The following is a 17,207-nucleotide window of genomic DNA, read 5'->3' as shown; positions in this document are numbered from 1 at the left end:
GTCATCCGGCCTGTCGACCCCTCCGTTCACGGCGCACCGCCCCGCGCCGGGTCGGCTTGTCCAACGCCAACCTGTTCTTCGGGAACCATCATGATCGCCCAAGCGAAATCCGTCCTGCCGCCCGCCCGTGCCGACATGGCTTCGACACTCAGGACCACGCGTTCTCGCCAGAAGGAACTGGAACAGCTATCGCCCTTCGAGTTGAAGGATTTCCTGATCAACCTGGCGCGGGATCGCGAAAAGACATCCACCGCGATCATGCTGAATGCCGGTCGCGGCAATCCCAACTGGATCGCCACCGAGCCGCGCGAGGCCTTCTTCCTGCTGGGGCACTTCGCGATGTCCGAGGCGCGCCGCGTGTTCGACTACGGCATCATGGCCGGCCTGCCGGCGAAGCCGGGCATCGCGCGGCGGCTGCGCGCGTTCATCCGCGAAAACAGGGATGCGCCGGGCGCGGCCTTCCTGGACAGCGTGCTCGCTTATGGGAAGAAGAAAGGCTTCGACCCCGATGCGTGGATACACGAACTGGTCGACTCCGTCGTCGGCGACAACTATCCCGTGCCCGACCGCATGCTGGTCCATACCGAACAGGTGGTGCACGACTATCTGATGAAGGAGATGTGCGACGGCCGGCCGCCCAAGGGCAAGTTCGACCTGTTCGCCGTCGAAGGTGGCACCGCCGCCATGTGCTACATCTTCGACAGCCTGCAGCAGAACGGCCTGTTGAAGCAGGGCGACAAGGTCGCGCTTTTCCTGCCGACGTTCACGCCCTACATCGAGATCTCGCGTCTGGAGAGGTTCAACTTCCAGATCGTGCCGATCAATGCCAGCAGCCTGCGCGCGGATGGCACGCACGACTGGCATTACCCCGCCGACGAAATCGCCAAGCTGGCGGATCCCAAGATCAGGATGGCGGTGACGGTCAATCCCAGCAACCCGCCTTCGGTGGCGTTCAGCCCGGTGGAAATGCGGCAGATCATTGGCATCATCAGGAAGAATCCCGACCTGATCCTGGTGACCGACGATGTCTACGGCACCTTCGTGCCCGACTTCCGCTCCCTGATGGCCGAGGTGCCGGCCAACACGATATGCGTGTATTCGTTCTCGAAGAATTTCGGGTGCACGGGGTGGCGGCTGGGCGTCATCGCGATCCACGAAGACAACCGCATGGACCGGCTCATCGCCAATCTGCCGAATCGGGAACGCCGGCGCCTGCATGAACGCTACGGCGCGCTGACGCTGGAACCCGAAAAGCTCAAGCTGATCGACCGGATGGTGGCCGACAGCCGCGACGTCGCCTTGAACCACACCGCGGGACTGTCGCTGCCGCAGCAGGTGCAGATGGCGCTGTTCGCCTTGTCGCACCTGCTGGATCGCAAGGACAGCTACAAGCAGCTGACCATGAAGCTCGTCCACGACCGCCGCGACGCATTGTGGCGCGGCCTGGGCCTTCCGCTGCCGCCCGAAGACAAGCAGCGCGCGTGGTACTACGTGGAGCTGGACTTCATGGTGTGGGCCCACAACACCTATGGCGACGAGTTCTGCGACTACATGCGCAGGAACTACGAGCCGGTCGATTTCCTGTTCCGGCTGGCGGAGAAATCCGGTGTGGTCCTGATGGATGGCGGCGGCTTCGGCGGCCCGCCGTGGTCGATACGCGCGTCGCTGGCGAACCTGAACGAAGCCGACTACGCGAGCATCGGCCAAGCCATGGTCGAAGCCGCGAACGAATACGTCGCGGCCTGGCAGGCCGGCGAAAAGGTCCAGTCCGGGCCTCACGGCGTGGTTCCGCAACTGGGCGTCGGCGGCCAACCCGCCCCCGCCGACCGCAAGGTCGCCTCCGACCAACCGCCACCCGAGCCCGTCGCAACCCGGTCGGCGAAGAAAGCGGGGAAGAAGGCCGCAGGGAAAGCGGTTGGGAAAGCGGCGAAGGGAGCCGTGAAGAAAGCGTCGAAAAAAGCGCCAGGGAAGGCCGCGCGCTGAACGCGGATCGGGGCAGCCTGCCTTGTCGGCGCCCAGGGAGGCGTCCCGGGCGATCAGGTGCGACTAAAAGATCAGGTGCGACTAAAAGAAAGGCCGGCCTTCGAAGCTCGAAGCCGGCCAGTCAAGATACTGATTTTGGTACTGCATTTCCTGCGAATCTGGTGGAGCCGGGGGGAATTGAACCCCCGTCCGCAAGCCCTCTGCAGGCAGTTCTACATGCGTAGTCGATCTATTTGGTTTTAACCCCGGACTTAGCCAACCGACAGGCCGGCCCGAAGCGAGTCATGTGATTTAAGTGTGAACCGTCAGACCCCAGTCCACACCGATTCTTTGTTCGATGACACTGCAGCGGTTCGGGGTTGCCCCCTAGGAAGTTTTACCTTCCTCCACCTGACCCAAAGACAAGTCAGTGCAGCGGCTCATTAAGCAGCTTTTGCTTGAGCGAAGAACGCGTCGTTGGCGTTTGTAGTGTTCCAGTGGATTTACGAGCTGACTGGTGCTCGGCATGCCCTGCACTGTTTCGCGACCCACGTCGAATCCGGATCGGCCCCAGTTGCCTTTCATTGTACTCTCAATGCGACCTTGCCGCCCGCCCGGTACTGGCACAGTCCGGGTGGGCATGGGCCCGGTCTTCAACGAATATCGAGGCGGATCGCCGGTTTTTCAAGGGGCGGCGGGGCGGGTGCGTGCCGGCAGCACGCTTTCGATGGCGTCCCAGAGGGCATCGGGCGTGTCGGCCCGCGCATCGGCTTCCCACAACGTGATGTCGTGGTCGCCGCCCAGGTAGCCGTAGCCGGCGGCGATGGCGGGCATGCCGGCCGCGTGGGCGGCCTGGACATCCCGCAGGTCGTCGCCCACGTAGACGCAACGGTCGGCGTCATAGCCGGCTTCGCGCGCCGCGTGCAGCAAGGGGTCGGGGTAGGGCTTGGATCGGGGGGCGGTATCGCCGCACACCAGCGCCGCGGCCTCGTCCATCAAGCCCAGGAATTCCACGATAGGCAAGGTCAAATGCGTAACCTTGTTCGTGACGATGCCCCAGGCGTGGCCGCGGCGGCGGATGTCGGCCAGCAATTCCCGGATGCCCGGAAACAGCTGGGTATGCACGGTAGAGCTGGCGGCGTAGTCCGCCAGGAACAGTGTCCGCGTCTCATCGAATTCCGGGTGGTCCGGCATCATGCCCAGCGCGACGCGCAGCAGTCCGCGCGCGCCCTGGGAGGCGACCGGGCGCAGCAGTTCATACGGCAGGGGCGCCAGCCCGCGCCGCACCCGCTGCTTATTGGCGGCGGCGGCCAGGTCGGGGGCGGTATCGGCCAGCGTGCCGTCGAAGTCGAACAGGATCAGGGCGCTCATTTGCGGGTCGCCATCAGGTAGTTCACCGAGGCGTCCGGGGCCAGCGCGTAGACCTGGGTCAGCGGGTTGTAGGTCATGCCCGAGATCTTGACCGGCTGCAGCTGCGCCATGCGCGCGGCCGAGGCCAGTTCGCTGGGCTTGATGAAGTTTTCATAGCTGTGCGTGCCGCGCGGCAGCAGGCCCAGCACGTATTCCGCGCCGACGATGGCGAACAGGAAGGACTTGGGATTGCGGTTCAGCGTGGAAAAGAACACCCAGCCGCCCGGCGCCACCAGGGCCGCGCAGGCGCGCACCACCGAGGCGGGATCCGGCACGTGCTCCAGCATCTCCATGCATGTGACGATGTCGTACCGTTCGGGCTGTTCCTGCGCCAACTGCTCTACCGCCACGGCGCGGTAGTCGACCTTCACGCCCGACTCCAGGCCGTGCAGCCGGGCGACCTTGAGCGACTTTTCCGCCAGATCGATGCCGGTGACGTCGGCGCCTTCGGCCGCCATGCTCTCCGACAGGATACCGCCGCCGCAGCCGACGTCCAGGATCCGCTTGCCCGCCAGGCTGCCGACGGTCTGCCGGATCCAGTCCAGCCGCAAGGGGTTGATGGCGTGCAGGGGCTTGAACTCGCTGTCCGGGTCCCACCAGCGGGCCGCCAGCGCGCTGAATTTATCCAGCTCGGCCTGGTCGGCGTTGGCGGGCAGGGCGGCGGTGGGTGTCAGCGTCATGGCAGGGGAAGTCTCGGGGTTGCGACGTGTATATATTAGAGGGACCAATAAAAAAAAGGCCTCGCTTGCGCGAGGCCTTTCATTGTAGCGTCCGGCGGAATTACTGACCGGCGCGACGGGTACCGACGATTTCGATTTCCACGCGACGGTTCTTCGCGCGACCTTCGGCGGTCTTGTTCGTGGCGATCGGCTGGGATTCGCCCTTGCCTTCCGTATAGATACGGTCGGCGGGGATGCCCTTGCTCACCAGGTACGACTTGACCGAAGCAGCACGGCGCTGCGACAGGGCCAGGTTGTACTTTTCGGTACCGATCGAATCGGTGTGGCCGACGGCGATGATCGTTTCCAGATTGATGCCCTGGGCTTGCTGAGCCACTTGATCCAGCAGTTGGCGACCTTCCGGCTTCAGCGTCGACTTGTCGAAGTCGAAGAACGTGTCGGCGTTGAAGACTACCTTGGCAGCCATCGGCGTCGGGGCCGGAGCCTTGGGAGCAGCCTGCGCGACCGGCACACCGTCACAACCGGGGATGCCCGTGGCGGGAGTCCAGAAAGCGTCACGCCAGCACAATTCGTTGGTGCCGTTTTTCCACACGTTGCCGAACGGGTTGCGCCAGTTGTCGACGGTCTGGGCCGAGGCAGCACCGGAGGCCGTAACGGCGGCAAACGCGAGCGCCAGAGCGAATTTGGAGGGTTTGTTCATGTTTCTCCTCGTTGAGCTTGAAGCTGGATAAGTGACTCGCAGCGAACCCCCGCCGCTATCAGGAAAACGGGGCCAGTATAGCAACGCCAAGAATAGAAAGGATTGCGACTGGGTTTCCTGCGTGCTGGAAACAATCTTAAGGCATTTGTCGTGCCCTGACCCGTGCATTCATGCCGGACTCGAGCATTTCAGCGCAGAGCCATCGCCCTATGTTGGTTTTTGGCAACAGGGGGCGATGGCCCTGCGAAGCCGTCGGATGAGCAAGCGCCGAGCCTGCTCTTCCCAAGCGCGATGTCGCCGCGCAACCCGGCCTTGCGGGCCCGCAATGATAGAATTTCCTGTTTTCCCGGCGGGCATGCCGCGCGGCGCGCCATGCCGGTAACGGCCGCGGAAGGGTTCCAGCCCACAGGCCAGCCGCTGGGTTCGGCCATGGGGTCGGTCACTAAGTCGCCATGGGTCGCCACGGCCAGGGCTTCACTCGAGTCGCCACTTACTTATATATATGGATTCCTTCGCCAAGGAGACGCTTCCGGTATCGCTGGAAGAAGAGATGCGTCGCAGCTACCTCGATTACGCCATGAGCGTGATCGTGGGGCGCGCCCTGCCGGATGTGCGGGATGGGCTCAAACCGGTGCACCGCCGGGTACTGTTCGCGATGCACGAGCTGAACAATGATTGGAACCGGGCTTACAAGAAGTCCGCCCGTATCGTCGGCGATGTGATCGGTAAATACCATCCTCATGGCGACCAGGCCGTCTACGATTCCATCGTCCGGATGGCGCAGGATTTCTCCCTGCGTTACATGCTGGTGGACGGGCAGGGCAACTTCGGCTCGATCGACGGCGATAACGCCGCCGCGATGCGTTACACCGAAATCCGCCTGGCCAAGATCGCGCACGAACTGCTGGCCGACATCGACCAGGAAACGGTCGACTTTGGCCCCAATTACGACGGCAGCGAAAAAGAGCCGCTGCTGTTGCCGTCGCGGCTGCCCAACCTGCTGGTCAACGGCAGCTCGGGCATCGCGGTGGGCATGGCCACCAATATCCCGCCCCATAACCTGCAGGAAGTCATCGACGGCTGCCTGTATTGCCTGCGCAATCCCGAATGCACGGTCGATGAGCTGATCGAGCTGATTCCCGCGCCGGACTTCCCCACGGGCGGCATCATCTACGGCCTGTCCGGCGTGCGCGAAGGCTACCGTACCGGCCGCGGCCGGGTCGTGATGCGCGCCAAGACGCACATCGAGGACATGGAAAAGGGCAATCGCCAGGCCATCGTGGTCGACGCGATTCCGTTCCAGGTCAACAAGAAGACCCTGCAAGAGCGTATTGCCGAGCTGGTCAACGAAAAGAAGGTCGAGGGCATTTCCGATATCCGGGACGAGTCGGACAAGGACGGCATGCGCCTGGTCATCGAGCTCAAGCGCGGCGAAGTGCCCGAGGTCGTGCTGAACAACCTCTATAAGAATACCCAGCTGCAGGACACCTTCGGGATGAACCTGGTGGCGCTGGTCGATGGCCAGCCGCGCCTGCTCAACCTGAAGCAGATGGTGGAGTACTTCCTGCAGCACCGTCGCGAAGTGGTGACGCGGCGCACGGTATTCCAGCTGCGCAAGGCGCGCGAACGCGGCCACGTGCTGGAAGGCCTGGCCGTGGCGCTGGCCAACATCGACGAATTCATCGCCATCATCAAGGCGGCGCCGACGCCGCCGGTGGCGCGGCAGGAACTGATGGCGCGTTCCTGGGATTCGTCCCTGGTGCGCGAGATGCTCGCCCGCGCGGATGGCGACACCCCTGGCGGCATCGCCGCCTATCGTCCCGACGACCTGCTGCCCAGCTATGGCATGCAGGGCGATGGACTCTACCGGCTCAGCGATACGCAGGCGCAGGAAATCCTGAACATGCGCCTGCAGCGCCTGACCGGCCTGGAGCAGGACAAGATCGTCGGCGAGTACAAGGACGTGATGGCCACCATCGCCGATCTTCTGGATATCCTCGCCAAACCGGAGCGCATTACCGTCATCATCAGCGACGAACTGCAGGCCATCAAGGCCGAGTTCTCCACCGCCGCGAAGGACGTGCGCCGTTCCGAAGTCGAGCTCAACGCCACCGAGCTCGATACCGAAGACCTGATCACGCCGACCGACATGGTGGTCACCCTGTCGCACGGCGGCTATATCAAGAGCCAGCCCTTGTCCGAGTACCGCGCGCAGAAGCGCGGCGGACGCGGCAAGCAGGCCACGGCCATGAAGGACGACGACTGGATAGACCAGCTCTTCATCGCCAACACGCATGATTTCCTGCTGTGCTTCTCCAACCGCGGCCGGGTGTACTGGCTGAAGGTCTGGGAAGTGCCGCAAGGCACGCGCACCTCGCGCGGCAAGCCCATCGTCAACATGTTCCCGCTGGCCGATGGCGAAAAGGTCAACGTGGTGCTGCCGGTCAAGGAGTTCAGCGACGATCACTACGTGTTCATGGCGACTTCGCGCGGTACCGTCAAGAAGACGCCGCTGTCCGACTTCTCCAACCCGCGCAAGGCGGGCATCATCGCCGTCGACCTGGATGATGGCGACTACCTGATCGGCGCCGACCTGACCGACGGCAAGCACGACGTGATGCTGTTCTCCGACGCGGGCAAGGCCGTCCGCTTCGACGAAAACGACGTGCGTCCCATGGGCCGCAATGCGCGCGGCGTGCGCGGCATGATGCTGGAAGACGCGCAGAGCGTGATCGCCATGCTGGTCGCCGGCGACGAAGAGCAGAGCGTGCTGACCGCCACCGAAAACGGCTTCGGCAAGCGTACGTCCATCACGGAATACACCCGCCATGGCCGCGGCACCAAGGGCATGATCGCCATCCAGACCAGCTCGCGCAACGGCAAGGTCGTCGGCGCGGTACTGGTGCAGCCCGATCACGAAATCATGCTGATCACCACGGGCGGGGTGCTGGTGCGTACCCGCGTCTCCGAAATCCGCGAGATGGGCCGGGCCACGCAGGGCGTCACGCTGATCAGCGTGGACGACGGCAGCCGCCTGTCCGGCGTGCGCCGCGTGGTGGAAAGCGATGCCGACCTCGACGTCGAGGCCGAAAGCGACGAAACCCAACCGCCGGCCGACTCGACCGACGGCGAGCAAGCGACTGAGCCGACGGAGGAATGATGGCGCGTCCCTGGAATTTCTCGGCGGGGCCTTCGGCCCTGCCTGAGCCCGTGCTGCGGCAGGCGGCCGAAGAAATGCTCGACTGGCACGGCAGCGGCATGTCGGTCATGGAAATGAGCCATCGCGGCAAGCACTTCGTGCAGATCTGCGACGAAGCCGAGCAGGACCTGCGCGAGCTGATGGCCGTCCCGGACGACTACGCGGTGCTGTTCATGCAGGGCGGCGCGACGGCGGAAAACGCCATCGTGCCGATGAACCTGATCAACCATCGCGGTACCGGCGCGGCCGACTACGTGCTGACCGGGCAGTGGTCGGTCAAGTCGCAAAAGGAAGCGAGCAAGTACGGCGACGTGGCCGTGGCGGCCACCAGCGGCGTCGAAACCGTCCTGGACGGCAAGCCGCAGCAGCCCTGGACCTGGGTGCCGCCCGTGGACAGCTGGAAAGTCCGCAAGAACGCCGCCTACGTGCATTTCTGCAGCAACGAAACCATAGGCGGCGTCGAGTTCGCCGATTGGCCCACCCCCGCCCAGCTGGGCGCGGATGATGTGCCCCTGGTGGTCGACGCGTCCTCGCACTTCCTGTCCCGTCCGCTGAATATCGCCGGTACGGGCATGGTGTACGCCGGGGCGCAGAAGAACGCCGGCCCGGCGGGCGTGACCATGGTGATGGTGCGCCGCGACCTGATCGGCCACGCGCTGCCGATCTGTCCGGTCGCCTTCGACTACGCCAAGGTCGCGCCGGAACACTCGCGGTTCAATACGCCGCCCACGTTCGCCATCTACATCGCCGGCCTGGTGTTCAAGTGGATCAAGGCCCAGGGCGGCGTGCCGGCCCTGGAACGCGCCAACATCGCCAAGGCCGAACTGCTGTACGGCTATCTGGACAGCACCGCCTTCTATCGCAATCCGGTGCACGCTCCCGTGCGTTCGCGCATGAACGTGCCTTTCATCCTCAGCGACGAATCGCTCAACGACGCCTTCCTGAAAGGCGCCGACGAAGCCGGGTTGACCCAGTTGAAAGGGCACAAGAGCGTCGGCGGCATGCGCGCGTCCATCTACAACGCGGTGCCGCTGGAAGCCGTGCAGGCGCTGGTGTCGTACATGAAGGATTTCGAGCAGCGCCATGGCTGATTCCCTTGCTGACAAGCTGCGGCCCCTGCGTGAGCGCATCGATGCCCTGGACGCGCAGATCCTCGACCTGCTGACGCAACGTGCCCGCACGGCGATGGAAGTCGGCGCGGTCAAGCACGCCGAAAACGCCGACGGGCCGGTGCTGCGCCCGGACCGCGAAGCGGAAGTCATCCGGCGCCTGCAGCAGTTGAATGCCGGTCCCGTTCCGCGCGAAGCCGTCGCGGCGGTCTGGACGGAAATCATTTCCGCCTGCCGTGGCCTGGAACGCGGCCTGACCCTGGCCTACCTGGGGCCGGAAGGCTCGTATTCCGAGCAGGCGGCGCTCGAACATTTCGGCCACGCGGTGAACCGCCTGCCCTGTCCGTCCTTCGACGAAGTCTTCCGCGCGCTCGAAGCCGGCCAGGCCGACGTCGGCATGGTCCCCGTGGAAAACTCCACGGAAGGCGCCGTCAACCGGACGCTGGACCTGCTGCTGAACACGTCCTTGACGGTGATGGGCGAGCGCTCGCTGGTGATCCGCCATTGCCTGATGTCGCAGAGCGGCACCCTGGATGGCGTGAAGACCGTGATGGCGCATCCGCAGGCGCTGGCGCAGTGCCAGGTCTGGCTGGGCCGCAACTGCCCCGAACTGGCGCGCGCCGCGGCATCCAGCAATGCCGAAGCGGCGCGCGTGGCCGCGCAGGATCCCACGGTGGCCGCGATCGCCGGCGAATCGGCGGCGGACACCTGGGGACTGCGCGTCGTCAGCGCCGGGATCCAGGACGATCCCCACAACCGCACCCGCTTCCTGGCACTGGGCTCGATACCCTCCCAGCCGACCGGCAATGACAAGACCAGCCTGATCATGGCGGTTCCCAATCGCGCCGGCGCGGTGTACGAAATGCTGGCGCCGCTGGCCGAGAACAAAGTGTCCATGACGCGCTTCGAATCGCGTCCGGCCCGTACCGGCCAATGGGAATACTATTTCTACGTGGACGTTCTTGGCCACGCGCAGGACCCGCATGTCGCGCGCGCCTTCGACGCGCTGCGCGCGCAAGTGGCTTACTTCAAACTTCTCGGTTCCTATCCCGCGCAATGAAGGGGCAGGCCGCCGCGGCGGTCCGGCCCCGCCGGCCACCGCGGACGGCGCCAGCCTGATCCGCTATGACAAACACCCACGACACCCTGGCAGCACCCGCTCACGTCAGCGCCATCGCGCCTTACCAGGCCGGCAAGCCCATCGAAGAACTCGCGCGCGAGTTCGGCCTGGACCCGGCCAATATCATCAAGCTGGCCTCCAACGAAAACCCGCTGGGCATGCCGGAATCGGCGCGCGCGGCGATGCTGGCGGCCGCGACGTCGCTGGGCCGGTATCCGGATCCCAATGGCTTCGAACTGAAATCGACGCTGTCCCGGCTGTACGGCGTGCCGATGGAGTGGATCACGCTGGGCAACGGCTCCAACGATATCCTGGAACTGGTGGCGCTGGCCTTGCTGGAAAAAGGCGCTTCGGCGGTCTATTCGCAGCACGCCTTCGTGGTGTATCGCCTGGCCACCCAGGCGCGCGGCGCGCGCCACATCATGGTCCCGGCACGCGATTACGGGCATGACCTGGACGCCATGCTGGAAGCCATCGCCGACGATACGCGCGTGGTCTACATCGCCAATCCGAACAACCCCACCGGCACTTTCGTGCCGGCGGCGCGCATCCAGGCTTTCCTGGAGCAGGTGCGCGCGCGCCACGGCCAGCGTGTCGTGGTGGTGCTGGACGAAGCCTACAACGAATACCTGGATCCCGAGCACCGCTTCGACAGCGTGGCCTGGGTGCGCGAATTCCCCAACCTGATCGTATCGCGCACGCTGTCCAAGGCCTACGGCCTGGCTGGCCTGCGGGTGGGCTTCGGCACCGCGCAGCCCGCGCTGACCGATCTACTGAACCGGGTGCGGCAGCCTTTCAACGTCAATACCCTGGCCCAGGCGGCCGCCATCGCGGCGCTGCAGGACAAGGAATTCCTGGCACGCGCCTACCAGCTCAATAAGGAAGGCAAGGCGCAGCTCTCCCAGGCCTTCGACGCCCTGAAGCTGCAATACGTCCCCAGCTACGGCAATTTCGTGCTGGTGCGGGTCGGCGACGCGCCGCGCATCAATCTGGAACTGCTCAAGCGCGGCGTGATCGTGCGTCCGGTGGCCGGCGACGGCCTGCCCGAATGGCTGCGGATCACGATCGGCCTGCCGCACGAAAACGCGCGTTTCATCGAAGCGCTCACCGACATCCTGCGGTCAGCATGACCGCGGCGCAAGCGGCGACGGCGTCGGCGCCGATACCGGTCCTTGCCGTGGTGGGCGTCGGTCTGATCGGCGGCTCCTTCGCCGCCGCGCTGCGGCGCGCGGGGCACGTCGGCCAGGTGCTGGGCGTGGGCCGCAACGGTCCGTCGCTGCAGCGCGCCCGCGAGCTGGGGCTGATCGACGAAGCGGTCGATGCCGCGCAGGCCGCGGCGCGCGCCGACATGATCATGCTGACCGCGCCGGTGGGCAGTTTCGGCGCCATCCTGGCCGATATGCGGGATCACCTGAAGCCGGGCGCCATCGTTACCGACGGGGGCAGCACCAAGGCGCAGGTCGTGCAGGCCGCGCGCGCGGCGCTGGGTCCGCGCGCCGGCTGCTTCGTTCCGGGCCACCCCATCGCGGGCGGCGAAAAAGTCGGGCCTGACGCGGCGGACGCGGGTCTTTATACTGGGCGCAACGTGATCCTGACGCCCTTGCCGGAAAACCGGGCGGAAGATGTCGCCCGCGTACGCGCCGCCTGGCAAGCCTGCGGCGCGCGCGTGATGGAAATGGACGCGGACGTGCACGATCAGGTGCTGGCGTCGGTCAGTCATATGCCGCATTTCCTGGCTGCCGTGTACGTGGCGCAAGTGGCGCGCAGCGCGGACAGCGCGCAGCGCCTGGCGGTCGCGGGCAGCGGATTCCGGGATTTCACCCGCATCGCCGCCGGCTCGGCGGAAATGTGGCGTGATATTTTCCTTTCCAACCGGTCCGCGATGATGGCGGAACTGGGGCAGGTGAGGGCGGTGCTCGACGAAGCCGAACGCGCCCTGGCCGCGCAGGACGGCGCCGCGCTCGAGCAACTGCTCGAAGAAGCCGCGCGCTGCCGGCGTGACTGGAAAGCGGGACATTGACGCGATCGTCGCTGCGCGCGCGACGCAATACGGTTTACGACAGGACACGGCTTACATGAGCGGACCTTCTTTTCTCGATCTGCCGCGCGCGACCCAGGCCCGGGGCACGGTGACCCTGCCCGGATCCAAGAGCATATCCAATCGGGTGCTGCTGCTGGCGGCGCTGGCCGATGGCACCACCAGCATCACCGGATTGCTGGATTCCGACGACACGCGCGTCATGCTGGCGGCGCTGGCCGCCTTGGGCGTGACGCTGGACGAACAGGGCGACGGCCGCGTCACCGTACGCGGCGCGGAACGCTTCCGGCAGCCGGCGGCCGAACTGTTTCTTGGCAATGCCGGCACCGCCGTGCGGCCGCTGACGGCCGCGCTCGCGCTCATGGGCGGCGACTACGGCGTTTCCGGCGTGCCGCGCATGCACGAACGCCCCATCGGCGACCTGGTGGACGCCCTGCGCGCCTTGGGCGCCGAAATCGGCTACGCCGGCCAGGAAGGCTATCCGCCCTTGCGTATCGGCACCGGCAGGCTGCGGGCGCAGGGGCCGGTGCGCATGCCGGGGGCGGTCTCCAGCCAGTTCCTGACGGCGATGCTGCTGGCCGCGCCCATCTACACCAATACGGTGGGCGAGCCGCTGGTCATCGAGATCGTCGGCGATCTGATATCCAAGCCGTATATCGAAATCACCCTGAACCTGATGGCGCGCTATGGGGTGGTCGTGGAGCGCGACGGCTGGTCGCGTTTCACCGTGCCCGCCAGCTCCGCCTACCGCAGTCCCGGCCGCATCGCCGTGGAAGGCGATGCGTCGTCCGCCTCCTATTTCCTGGCGCTGGGCGCCGTGGGCGAGGGCCCCGTCAGGGTGCAGGGCGTGGGGCGCGACAGTATCCAGGGCGACGTGGCGTTCACCCAGACCCTGGAAGCCATGGGCGTGCACATCGCGTTCGGCGGCGATTGGATGGAATCGCGTGGCGTCTGCGTGGCGCGCGGCGAAAAACTGCGCGCCTTCGACGCCGACTTCAACCTGATCCCGGACGCCGCCATGACGGCGGCCGCATTGGCGCTGTTCGCCGATGGACCCTGCCGCCTGCGCAATATCGGCAGCTGGCGCGTCAAGGAAACCGACCGCATCCACGCCATGCAGACCGAACTGGCCAAGCTGGGCGCCGGCGTGGCGTCCGGGCCGGACTGGCTGGAAGTCACGCCGCCCCCGGCGGACGGCTGGCGCGACGCCGAAATCGGCACCTGGGACGACCACCGCATGGCCATGTCCATGTCCCTGGCGGCGTTCGGGCCGGCCAAGGTGCGCATCCTGGATCCCGGCTGCGTGAGCAAGACCTTCCCGACGTACTTCGACGTTTATGCCGAACTGGTCGGCGGCGAGGAGCTGGTATGACGGATACGGACGGTACGGCTCCGGCCGCGGCTGCCGGGCGGCAGGCGGCCGCGGGGCGGGCGCCGACGGACCTGGCGCCTGTGATCACCATCGACGGCCCGACGGCCTCGGGCAAGGGCACTGTCGCGCATGGCGTGGCGCGCCGCCTGGGCTGGGCCGTGCTCGACAGTGGCGCGCTGTATCGCCTGACGGCGCTGGCGGCGCTGGAGCGGGGCATCGCGGCGGATGACGAAGGCGGCCTGGCCGAGGCCGCCCGCACGTTGCCCGTCCGCTTCGAGGGCCAGCATATCTACCTGGACGGCCGCGACGTCGGCTATGACATCCGGCAGGAGCAGGTCGGCAACCTGGCCTCGCGCGTGGCGGCCTACGGTCCCGTGCGGCAAGCCCTGCTGGACCGGCAGCGCGCCTTTCGCCGCGGCCCGGGGCTGGTGGCCGACGGCCGCGATATGGGCACCGTCGTTTTCCCCGACGCCGGCCTGAAGATTTTCCTGATCGCCGATGTCCGGGCACGGGCCGAAAGGCGGCGTAAGCAGTTGATGGAAAAGGGTATTTCTGCTAATCTAGAAGACCTTTTGCGAGATATGCGCGAGCGCGACGCCCGCGATACCCAGCGCGCGGTGGCTCCTCTGGCGCCCGCCGCGGACGCCGCGGTATTGGATTCGTCGAAAATGACGGCTCAGGAAACGGTGCAAGCCATACTCGATCTCTGGAACGGCCGGCGCAGTGTCGCGGAAAAACGGTTGCGATAAAGCGGCGGTTGCGACAAGGCGGTTGCGATAAAGCGGTTGCGGCAATGTCGTTGCAGTCTGCAATCATGCGGTCGCCCAGGTAAGCAGAAGGACAACAGTCTTACACGTAGTTTTTTTCCGGTGCCGCCGGGAATATCGCTCCCAGATAGCGCTGTTCCCGTCGGTGTTGTTCCACTCCGCTGGTACGGGCAAGCCGCGCTGGCGTGTATCTTTAACTGGGCCATCCCGGCCTATGGATTTCAACTCAATGTCTTCCAATCCTTCTACCGCTGTCCTCGACGCCATGGGCGGCGAAAGCTTTGCCGATCTGTTCGCTTCGAGCCTCAAGAGCCAGGACATGAAGTCCGGCGAGGTCATCAGCGCCGAAGTCGTGCGTATCGACCACAACTTCGTCGTCGTCAATGCTGGCCTCAAGTCCGAAGCACTGATCCCGCTGGAAGAGTTCCTGAATGACCAGGGCGAAGTCGAAGTCAACCCTGGCGATTTCGTCTCCGTTGCCATCGATTCGCTGGAAAACGGCTATGGCGACACCATCCTGTCGCGCGACCGCGCCAAGCGCCTGTCGGCCTGGCTGCAGCTCGAACAGGCCCTGGACAACGGCGAACTGGTCACCGGCACCATCACCGGCAAGGTGAAGGGCGGCCTGACCGTCATGACCAACGGCATCCGCGCGTTCCTGCCCGGTTCGCTGGTGGATCTGCGTCCGGTCAAGGACACCACGCCGTACGAAGGCAAGACCCTCGAATTCAAGGTCATCAAGCTCGACCGCAAGCGCAACAACGTCGTGCTGTCGCGCCGCCAGGTGCTGGAAGCCAGCATGGGCGAAGAGCGCCAGAAGCTGCTGGAAACGCTGCACGAAGGCGCGGTGGTCAAGGGCGTGGTCAAGAACATCACCGACTACGGCGCGTTCGTCGACCTGGGCGGTATCGACGGCCTGCTGCACATCACCGACATGGCATGGCGCCGCGTGCGTCACCCCTCCGAAGTCCTGCAGGTGGGCCAGGAAGTGGAAGCCAAGGTCCTCAAGTTCGACCAGGAAAAGAGCCGCGTCTCGCTGGGCGTCAAGCAGCTGGGCGAAGATCCGTGGGTCGGCCTGGCCCGTCGCTATCCGCAAGGCACCCGCCTGTTCGGCAAGGTCACGAACCTGACCGATTACGGCGCGTTCGTCGAAGTCGAAGCCGGCATCGAAGGCCTGGTGCACGTGTCCGAAATGGACTGGACCAACAAGAACGTCGATCCGCGCAAGGTTGTCACCCTGGGCGAAGAAGTCGAAGTCATGGTCCTGGAAATCGACGAAGACCGTCGCCGTATCTCGCTGGGCATGAAGCAGTGCCGCCAGAATCCGTGGGAAGAATTCGCCACGAACTTCAAGCGTGGCGACAAGGTGCAGGGCGCGATCAAGTCCATCACCGACTTCGGCGTGTTCGTCGGCCTGCCCGGCGGCATCGATGGCCTGGTGCACCTGTCCGACCTGTCCTGGACGGAAACCGGCGAAGAAGCCGTTCGCAACTTCAAGAAGGGCGACGAAATCGAAGCCGTGGTTCTGGGCATCGACACCGACAAGGAACGCATTTCGCTGGGCATCAAGCAGCTGGAAGGCGATCCGTTCAACAACTTCGTCGCGACCCATGACAAGGGCGCGGTCGTTCCTGGCACGATCAAGTCGGTCGAGCCCAAGGGCGCCGTGGTGACGCTGTCGGTGGACGTGGAAGGCTACCTGCGCGCGTCCGAGATCTCCTCGGGCCGTGTCGAAGACGCCACCACCGTGCTGAACGCCGGCGACAACATCGAAGCCATGATCGTCAACGTCGATCGCAAGACGCGTTCGATCCAGTTGTCCATCAAGGCGCGTGACAACGCCGAAACCGCGGATACGATCCAGCGCATGTCTGAAGCCAGCGCTTCGTCGGGCACCACCAACCTGGGCGCCCTGCTGAAGGCCAAGCTGGACCAGCAGCGCAACGACGGTTAAATCGTTGTGACCAAGTCGGAGCTTATCGCCGCCTTGGCGGCCCGCTATCCCACGCTGGCCGCCCGCGATACCGATTTCGCCGTAAAAACGATCCTCGACGCGATGGCCCAGGCACTTGCCGCCGGCCAACGCATCGAGATCCGGGGTTTCGGCAGTTTTTCGTTATCGCGGCGTTCGCCTCGCATCGGCCGCAATCCGAAGTCGGGCGAACAGGTGCTGGTGCCTGGCAAGCAGGTGCCGCATTTCAAGGCGGGCAAGGAACTTCGCGAACGTGTCGATCTGGACGGCAGCGACGATGCATCGTCGAACGCCTCCGGCGACAACGTGGAAGCCTCGGTATCGAGCGTCGGTGCTCACGCCATGCTTTGATACCGTGCCGCAGTCTGGTCACTCGAAATACCCTGAAAACCGCCGTTCACGGCGGTTTTTTTTGCGTTATTTGCTGCTCTGTTCCTGCCCTGGGTGCTGTTCCGGGGCAGGGGGCGCGCTTTTCGCCGGCAGGCGGGCCAAAGCGCGCTTACAATTCCGGTACTGAACCCTGTGGAGTTTGCGCCATGCGCTATTTCGTCTGGGCGCTGCGACTCATCGTATTTGTCGCGGTGCTGATGTTCGCGCTCAAGAACACCAACCCCGTCCAGGTCAACTTCTACGGCGACTACATCATGCACGATGTACCGCTGATCGTCGTCATGCTGGTCACGTTCGTGGTGGGCGCCATCTTCGGCCTGTTGCTGACCGTGCCCGCGGCCATGCGGCGGCGGCGCGAAGCCGTGCGGCTGCGCAAGGAACTCGATCGCCTGCAGGCGGCCATGAACAACCAGCCCGGCCAGCCCATGACTGTGCCGCCGGAGGTCATCGCCCCCATGTCGCCCCTGTGATGCCGGTAGCCGTCCTGA

General features: G+C 65.2%; 14 protein-coding genes and 1 other RNA gene. 11 read left to right on the top strand and 4 right to left on the bottom strand.

Features of this window, described 5'->3' with window-relative positions:
- The first annotated feature begins 90 nt into the window (after window positions 1–90).
- Complete coding sequence (locus CAL26_RS18550) at window positions 91–1,983, top strand: bifunctional aspartate transaminase/aspartate 4-decarboxylase (RefSeq protein WP_256988523.1); 1,893 nt, start codon at window positions 91–93, stop codon at window positions 1,981–1,983.
- 159 nt (window positions 1,984–2,142) lie between these two features.
- Here CAL26_RS18550 and ssrA read toward each other — a convergent pair.
- The 4 genes from ssrA to ompA all read right to left on the bottom strand — a co-directional run bounded on the left by ssrA (window position 2,143) and on the right by ompA (window position 4,752).
- Window positions 2,143–2,534: a transfer-messenger RNA gene (gene ssrA / locus CAL26_RS18545) on the bottom strand.
- Between the two features lie 112 nt (window positions 2,535–2,646).
- A complete protein-coding gene (locus CAL26_RS18540; RefSeq protein WP_094848267.1) occupies window positions 2,647–3,333 on the bottom strand; it encodes an HAD-IA family hydrolase in 687 nt (228 codons plus the stop codon).
- Entirely contained in the window at window positions 3,330–4,052 is a 723-nt protein-coding gene (gene ubiG / locus CAL26_RS18535; protein ID WP_094848266.1) for a bifunctional 2-polyprenyl-6-hydroxyphenol methylase/3-demethylubiquinol 3-O-methyltransferase UbiG, read from the bottom strand. Before ubiG ends, CAL26_RS18540 begins: the two co-directional genes overlap by 4 nt.
- Before the next feature lie 100 nt (window positions 4,053–4,152).
- Window positions 4,153–4,752: an outer membrane protein OmpA gene (gene ompA / locus CAL26_RS18530; RefSeq protein ID WP_086066051.1), complete on the bottom strand. Its 600-nt coding sequence runs from the start codon at window positions 4,750–4,752 to the stop codon at window positions 4,153–4,155.
- Window positions 4,753–5,254: 502 nt separating this feature from the next.
- Between ompA and gyrA the strand changes: the two genes are divergently transcribed.
- The 10 genes from gyrA (at window position 5,255) to CAL26_RS18480 (ending at window position 17,189) form a co-directional block, all read left to right on the top strand.
- Window positions 5,255–7,912, top strand: a complete 2,658-nt coding sequence (gyrA, locus tag CAL26_RS18525; RefSeq protein ID WP_094848265.1) for a DNA gyrase subunit A — start codon at window positions 5,255–5,257, stop codon at window positions 7,910–7,912.
- Entirely contained in the window at window positions 7,909–9,042 is a 1,134-nt protein-coding gene (gene serC / locus CAL26_RS18520; protein ID WP_094848264.1) for a 3-phosphoserine/phosphohydroxythreonine transaminase, read from the top strand. Before gyrA ends, serC begins: the two co-directional genes overlap by 4 nt.
- Window positions 9,035–10,120 carry a prephenate dehydratase gene (gene pheA, locus CAL26_RS18515; RefSeq protein WP_094848263.1) on the top strand — a complete coding sequence of 362 codons (1,086 nt, stop codon included), beginning with the start codon at window positions 9,035–9,037 and terminating at the stop codon, window positions 10,118–10,120. Before serC ends, pheA begins: the two co-directional genes overlap by 8 nt.
- A gap of 65 nt (window positions 10,121–10,185) precedes the next feature.
- The gene (hisC, locus tag CAL26_RS18510; protein WP_094848262.1) at window positions 10,186–11,310 is read left to right on the top strand and encodes a histidinol-phosphate transaminase; all 1,125 of its coding nucleotides are present in this window, start codon (window positions 10,186–10,188) and stop codon (window positions 11,308–11,310) included.
- A complete protein-coding gene (locus CAL26_RS18505; protein ID WP_094848261.1) occupies window positions 11,307–12,200 on the top strand; it encodes a prephenate dehydrogenase in 894 nt (297 codons plus the stop codon). Before hisC ends, CAL26_RS18505 begins: the two co-directional genes overlap by 4 nt.
- Before the next feature lie 55 nt (window positions 12,201–12,255).
- Window positions 12,256–13,590 (top strand): 3-phosphoshikimate 1-carboxyvinyltransferase, encoded by a 1,335-nt coding sequence (gene aroA, locus CAL26_RS18500; RefSeq protein ID WP_094848260.1) that lies wholly within the window; start codon window positions 12,256–12,258, stop codon window positions 13,588–13,590.
- Complete coding sequence (gene cmk, locus CAL26_RS18495; protein WP_094848259.1) at window positions 13,587–14,339, top strand: (d)CMP kinase; 753 nt, start codon at window positions 13,587–13,589, stop codon at window positions 14,337–14,339. The genes aroA and cmk overlap by 4 nt, the downstream gene beginning before the upstream one ends.
- A gap of 232 nt (window positions 14,340–14,571) precedes the next feature.
- Window positions 14,572–16,311: a 30S ribosomal protein S1 gene (rpsA, locus tag CAL26_RS18490; RefSeq protein WP_086066043.1), complete on the top strand. Its 1,740-nt coding sequence runs from the start codon at window positions 14,572–14,574 to the stop codon at window positions 16,309–16,311.
- 6 nt (window positions 16,312–16,317) lie between these two features.
- Entirely contained in the window at window positions 16,318–16,680 is a 363-nt protein-coding gene (locus tag CAL26_RS18485; RefSeq protein WP_086066042.1) for an integration host factor subunit beta, read from the top strand.
- 185 nt (window positions 16,681–16,865) lie between these two features.
- Complete coding sequence (locus tag CAL26_RS18480) at window positions 16,866–17,189, top strand: LapA family protein (protein WP_094848258.1); 324 nt, start codon at window positions 16,866–16,868, stop codon at window positions 17,187–17,189.
- The last annotated feature ends 18 nt before the right edge of the window (window positions 17,190–17,207 follow it).

This window comes from Bordetella genomosp. 9, from assembly GCF_002261425.1.
Classification (GTDB): Bacteria; Pseudomonadota; Gammaproteobacteria; order Burkholderiales; family Burkholderiaceae_B; genus Bordetella_C.
This window is presented reverse-complemented; position numbering and strand designations above follow the sequence as displayed.

Excerpts from the sequence above, each read along its gene's own strand:
- CAL26_RS18550 (WP_256988523.1), top strand. The coding sequence starts at position 91 with ATGATCGCCCAAGCGAAATCCGTCCTGCCGCCCGCCCGTGCCGACATG.
- CAL26_RS18540 (WP_094848267.1), bottom strand. The coding sequence starts at position 3,333 with ATGAGCGCCCTGATCCTGTTCGACTTCGACGGCACGCTGGCCGATACC.
- ubiG (WP_094848266.1), bottom strand. The coding sequence starts at position 4,052 with ATGACGCTGACACCCACCGCCGCCCTGCCCGCCAACGCCGACCAGGCC.
- ompA (WP_086066051.1), bottom strand. The coding sequence starts at position 4,752 with ATGAACAAACCCTCCAAATTCGCTCTGGCGCTCGCGTTTGCCGCCGTT.
- gyrA (WP_094848265.1), top strand. The coding sequence starts at position 5,255 with ATGGATTCCTTCGCCAAGGAGACGCTTCCGGTATCGCTGGAAGAAGAG.
- serC (WP_094848264.1), top strand. The coding sequence starts at position 7,909 with ATGATGGCGCGTCCCTGGAATTTCTCGGCGGGGCCTTCGGCCCTGCCT.
- pheA (WP_094848263.1), top strand. The coding sequence starts at position 9,035 with ATGGCTGATTCCCTTGCTGACAAGCTGCGGCCCCTGCGTGAGCGCATC.
- hisC (WP_094848262.1), top strand. The coding sequence starts at position 10,186 with ATGACAAACACCCACGACACCCTGGCAGCACCCGCTCACGTCAGCGCC.
- CAL26_RS18505 (WP_094848261.1), top strand. The coding sequence starts at position 11,307 with ATGACCGCGGCGCAAGCGGCGACGGCGTCGGCGCCGATACCGGTCCTT.
- aroA (WP_094848260.1), top strand. The coding sequence starts at position 12,256 with ATGAGCGGACCTTCTTTTCTCGATCTGCCGCGCGCGACCCAGGCCCGG.
- cmk (WP_094848259.1), top strand. The coding sequence starts at position 13,587 with ATGACGGATACGGACGGTACGGCTCCGGCCGCGGCTGCCGGGCGGCAG.
- rpsA (WP_086066043.1), top strand. The coding sequence starts at position 14,572 with ATGGATTTCAACTCAATGTCTTCCAATCCTTCTACCGCTGTCCTCGAC.
- CAL26_RS18480 (WP_094848258.1), top strand. The coding sequence starts at position 16,866 with ATGCGCTATTTCGTCTGGGCGCTGCGACTCATCGTATTTGTCGCGGTG.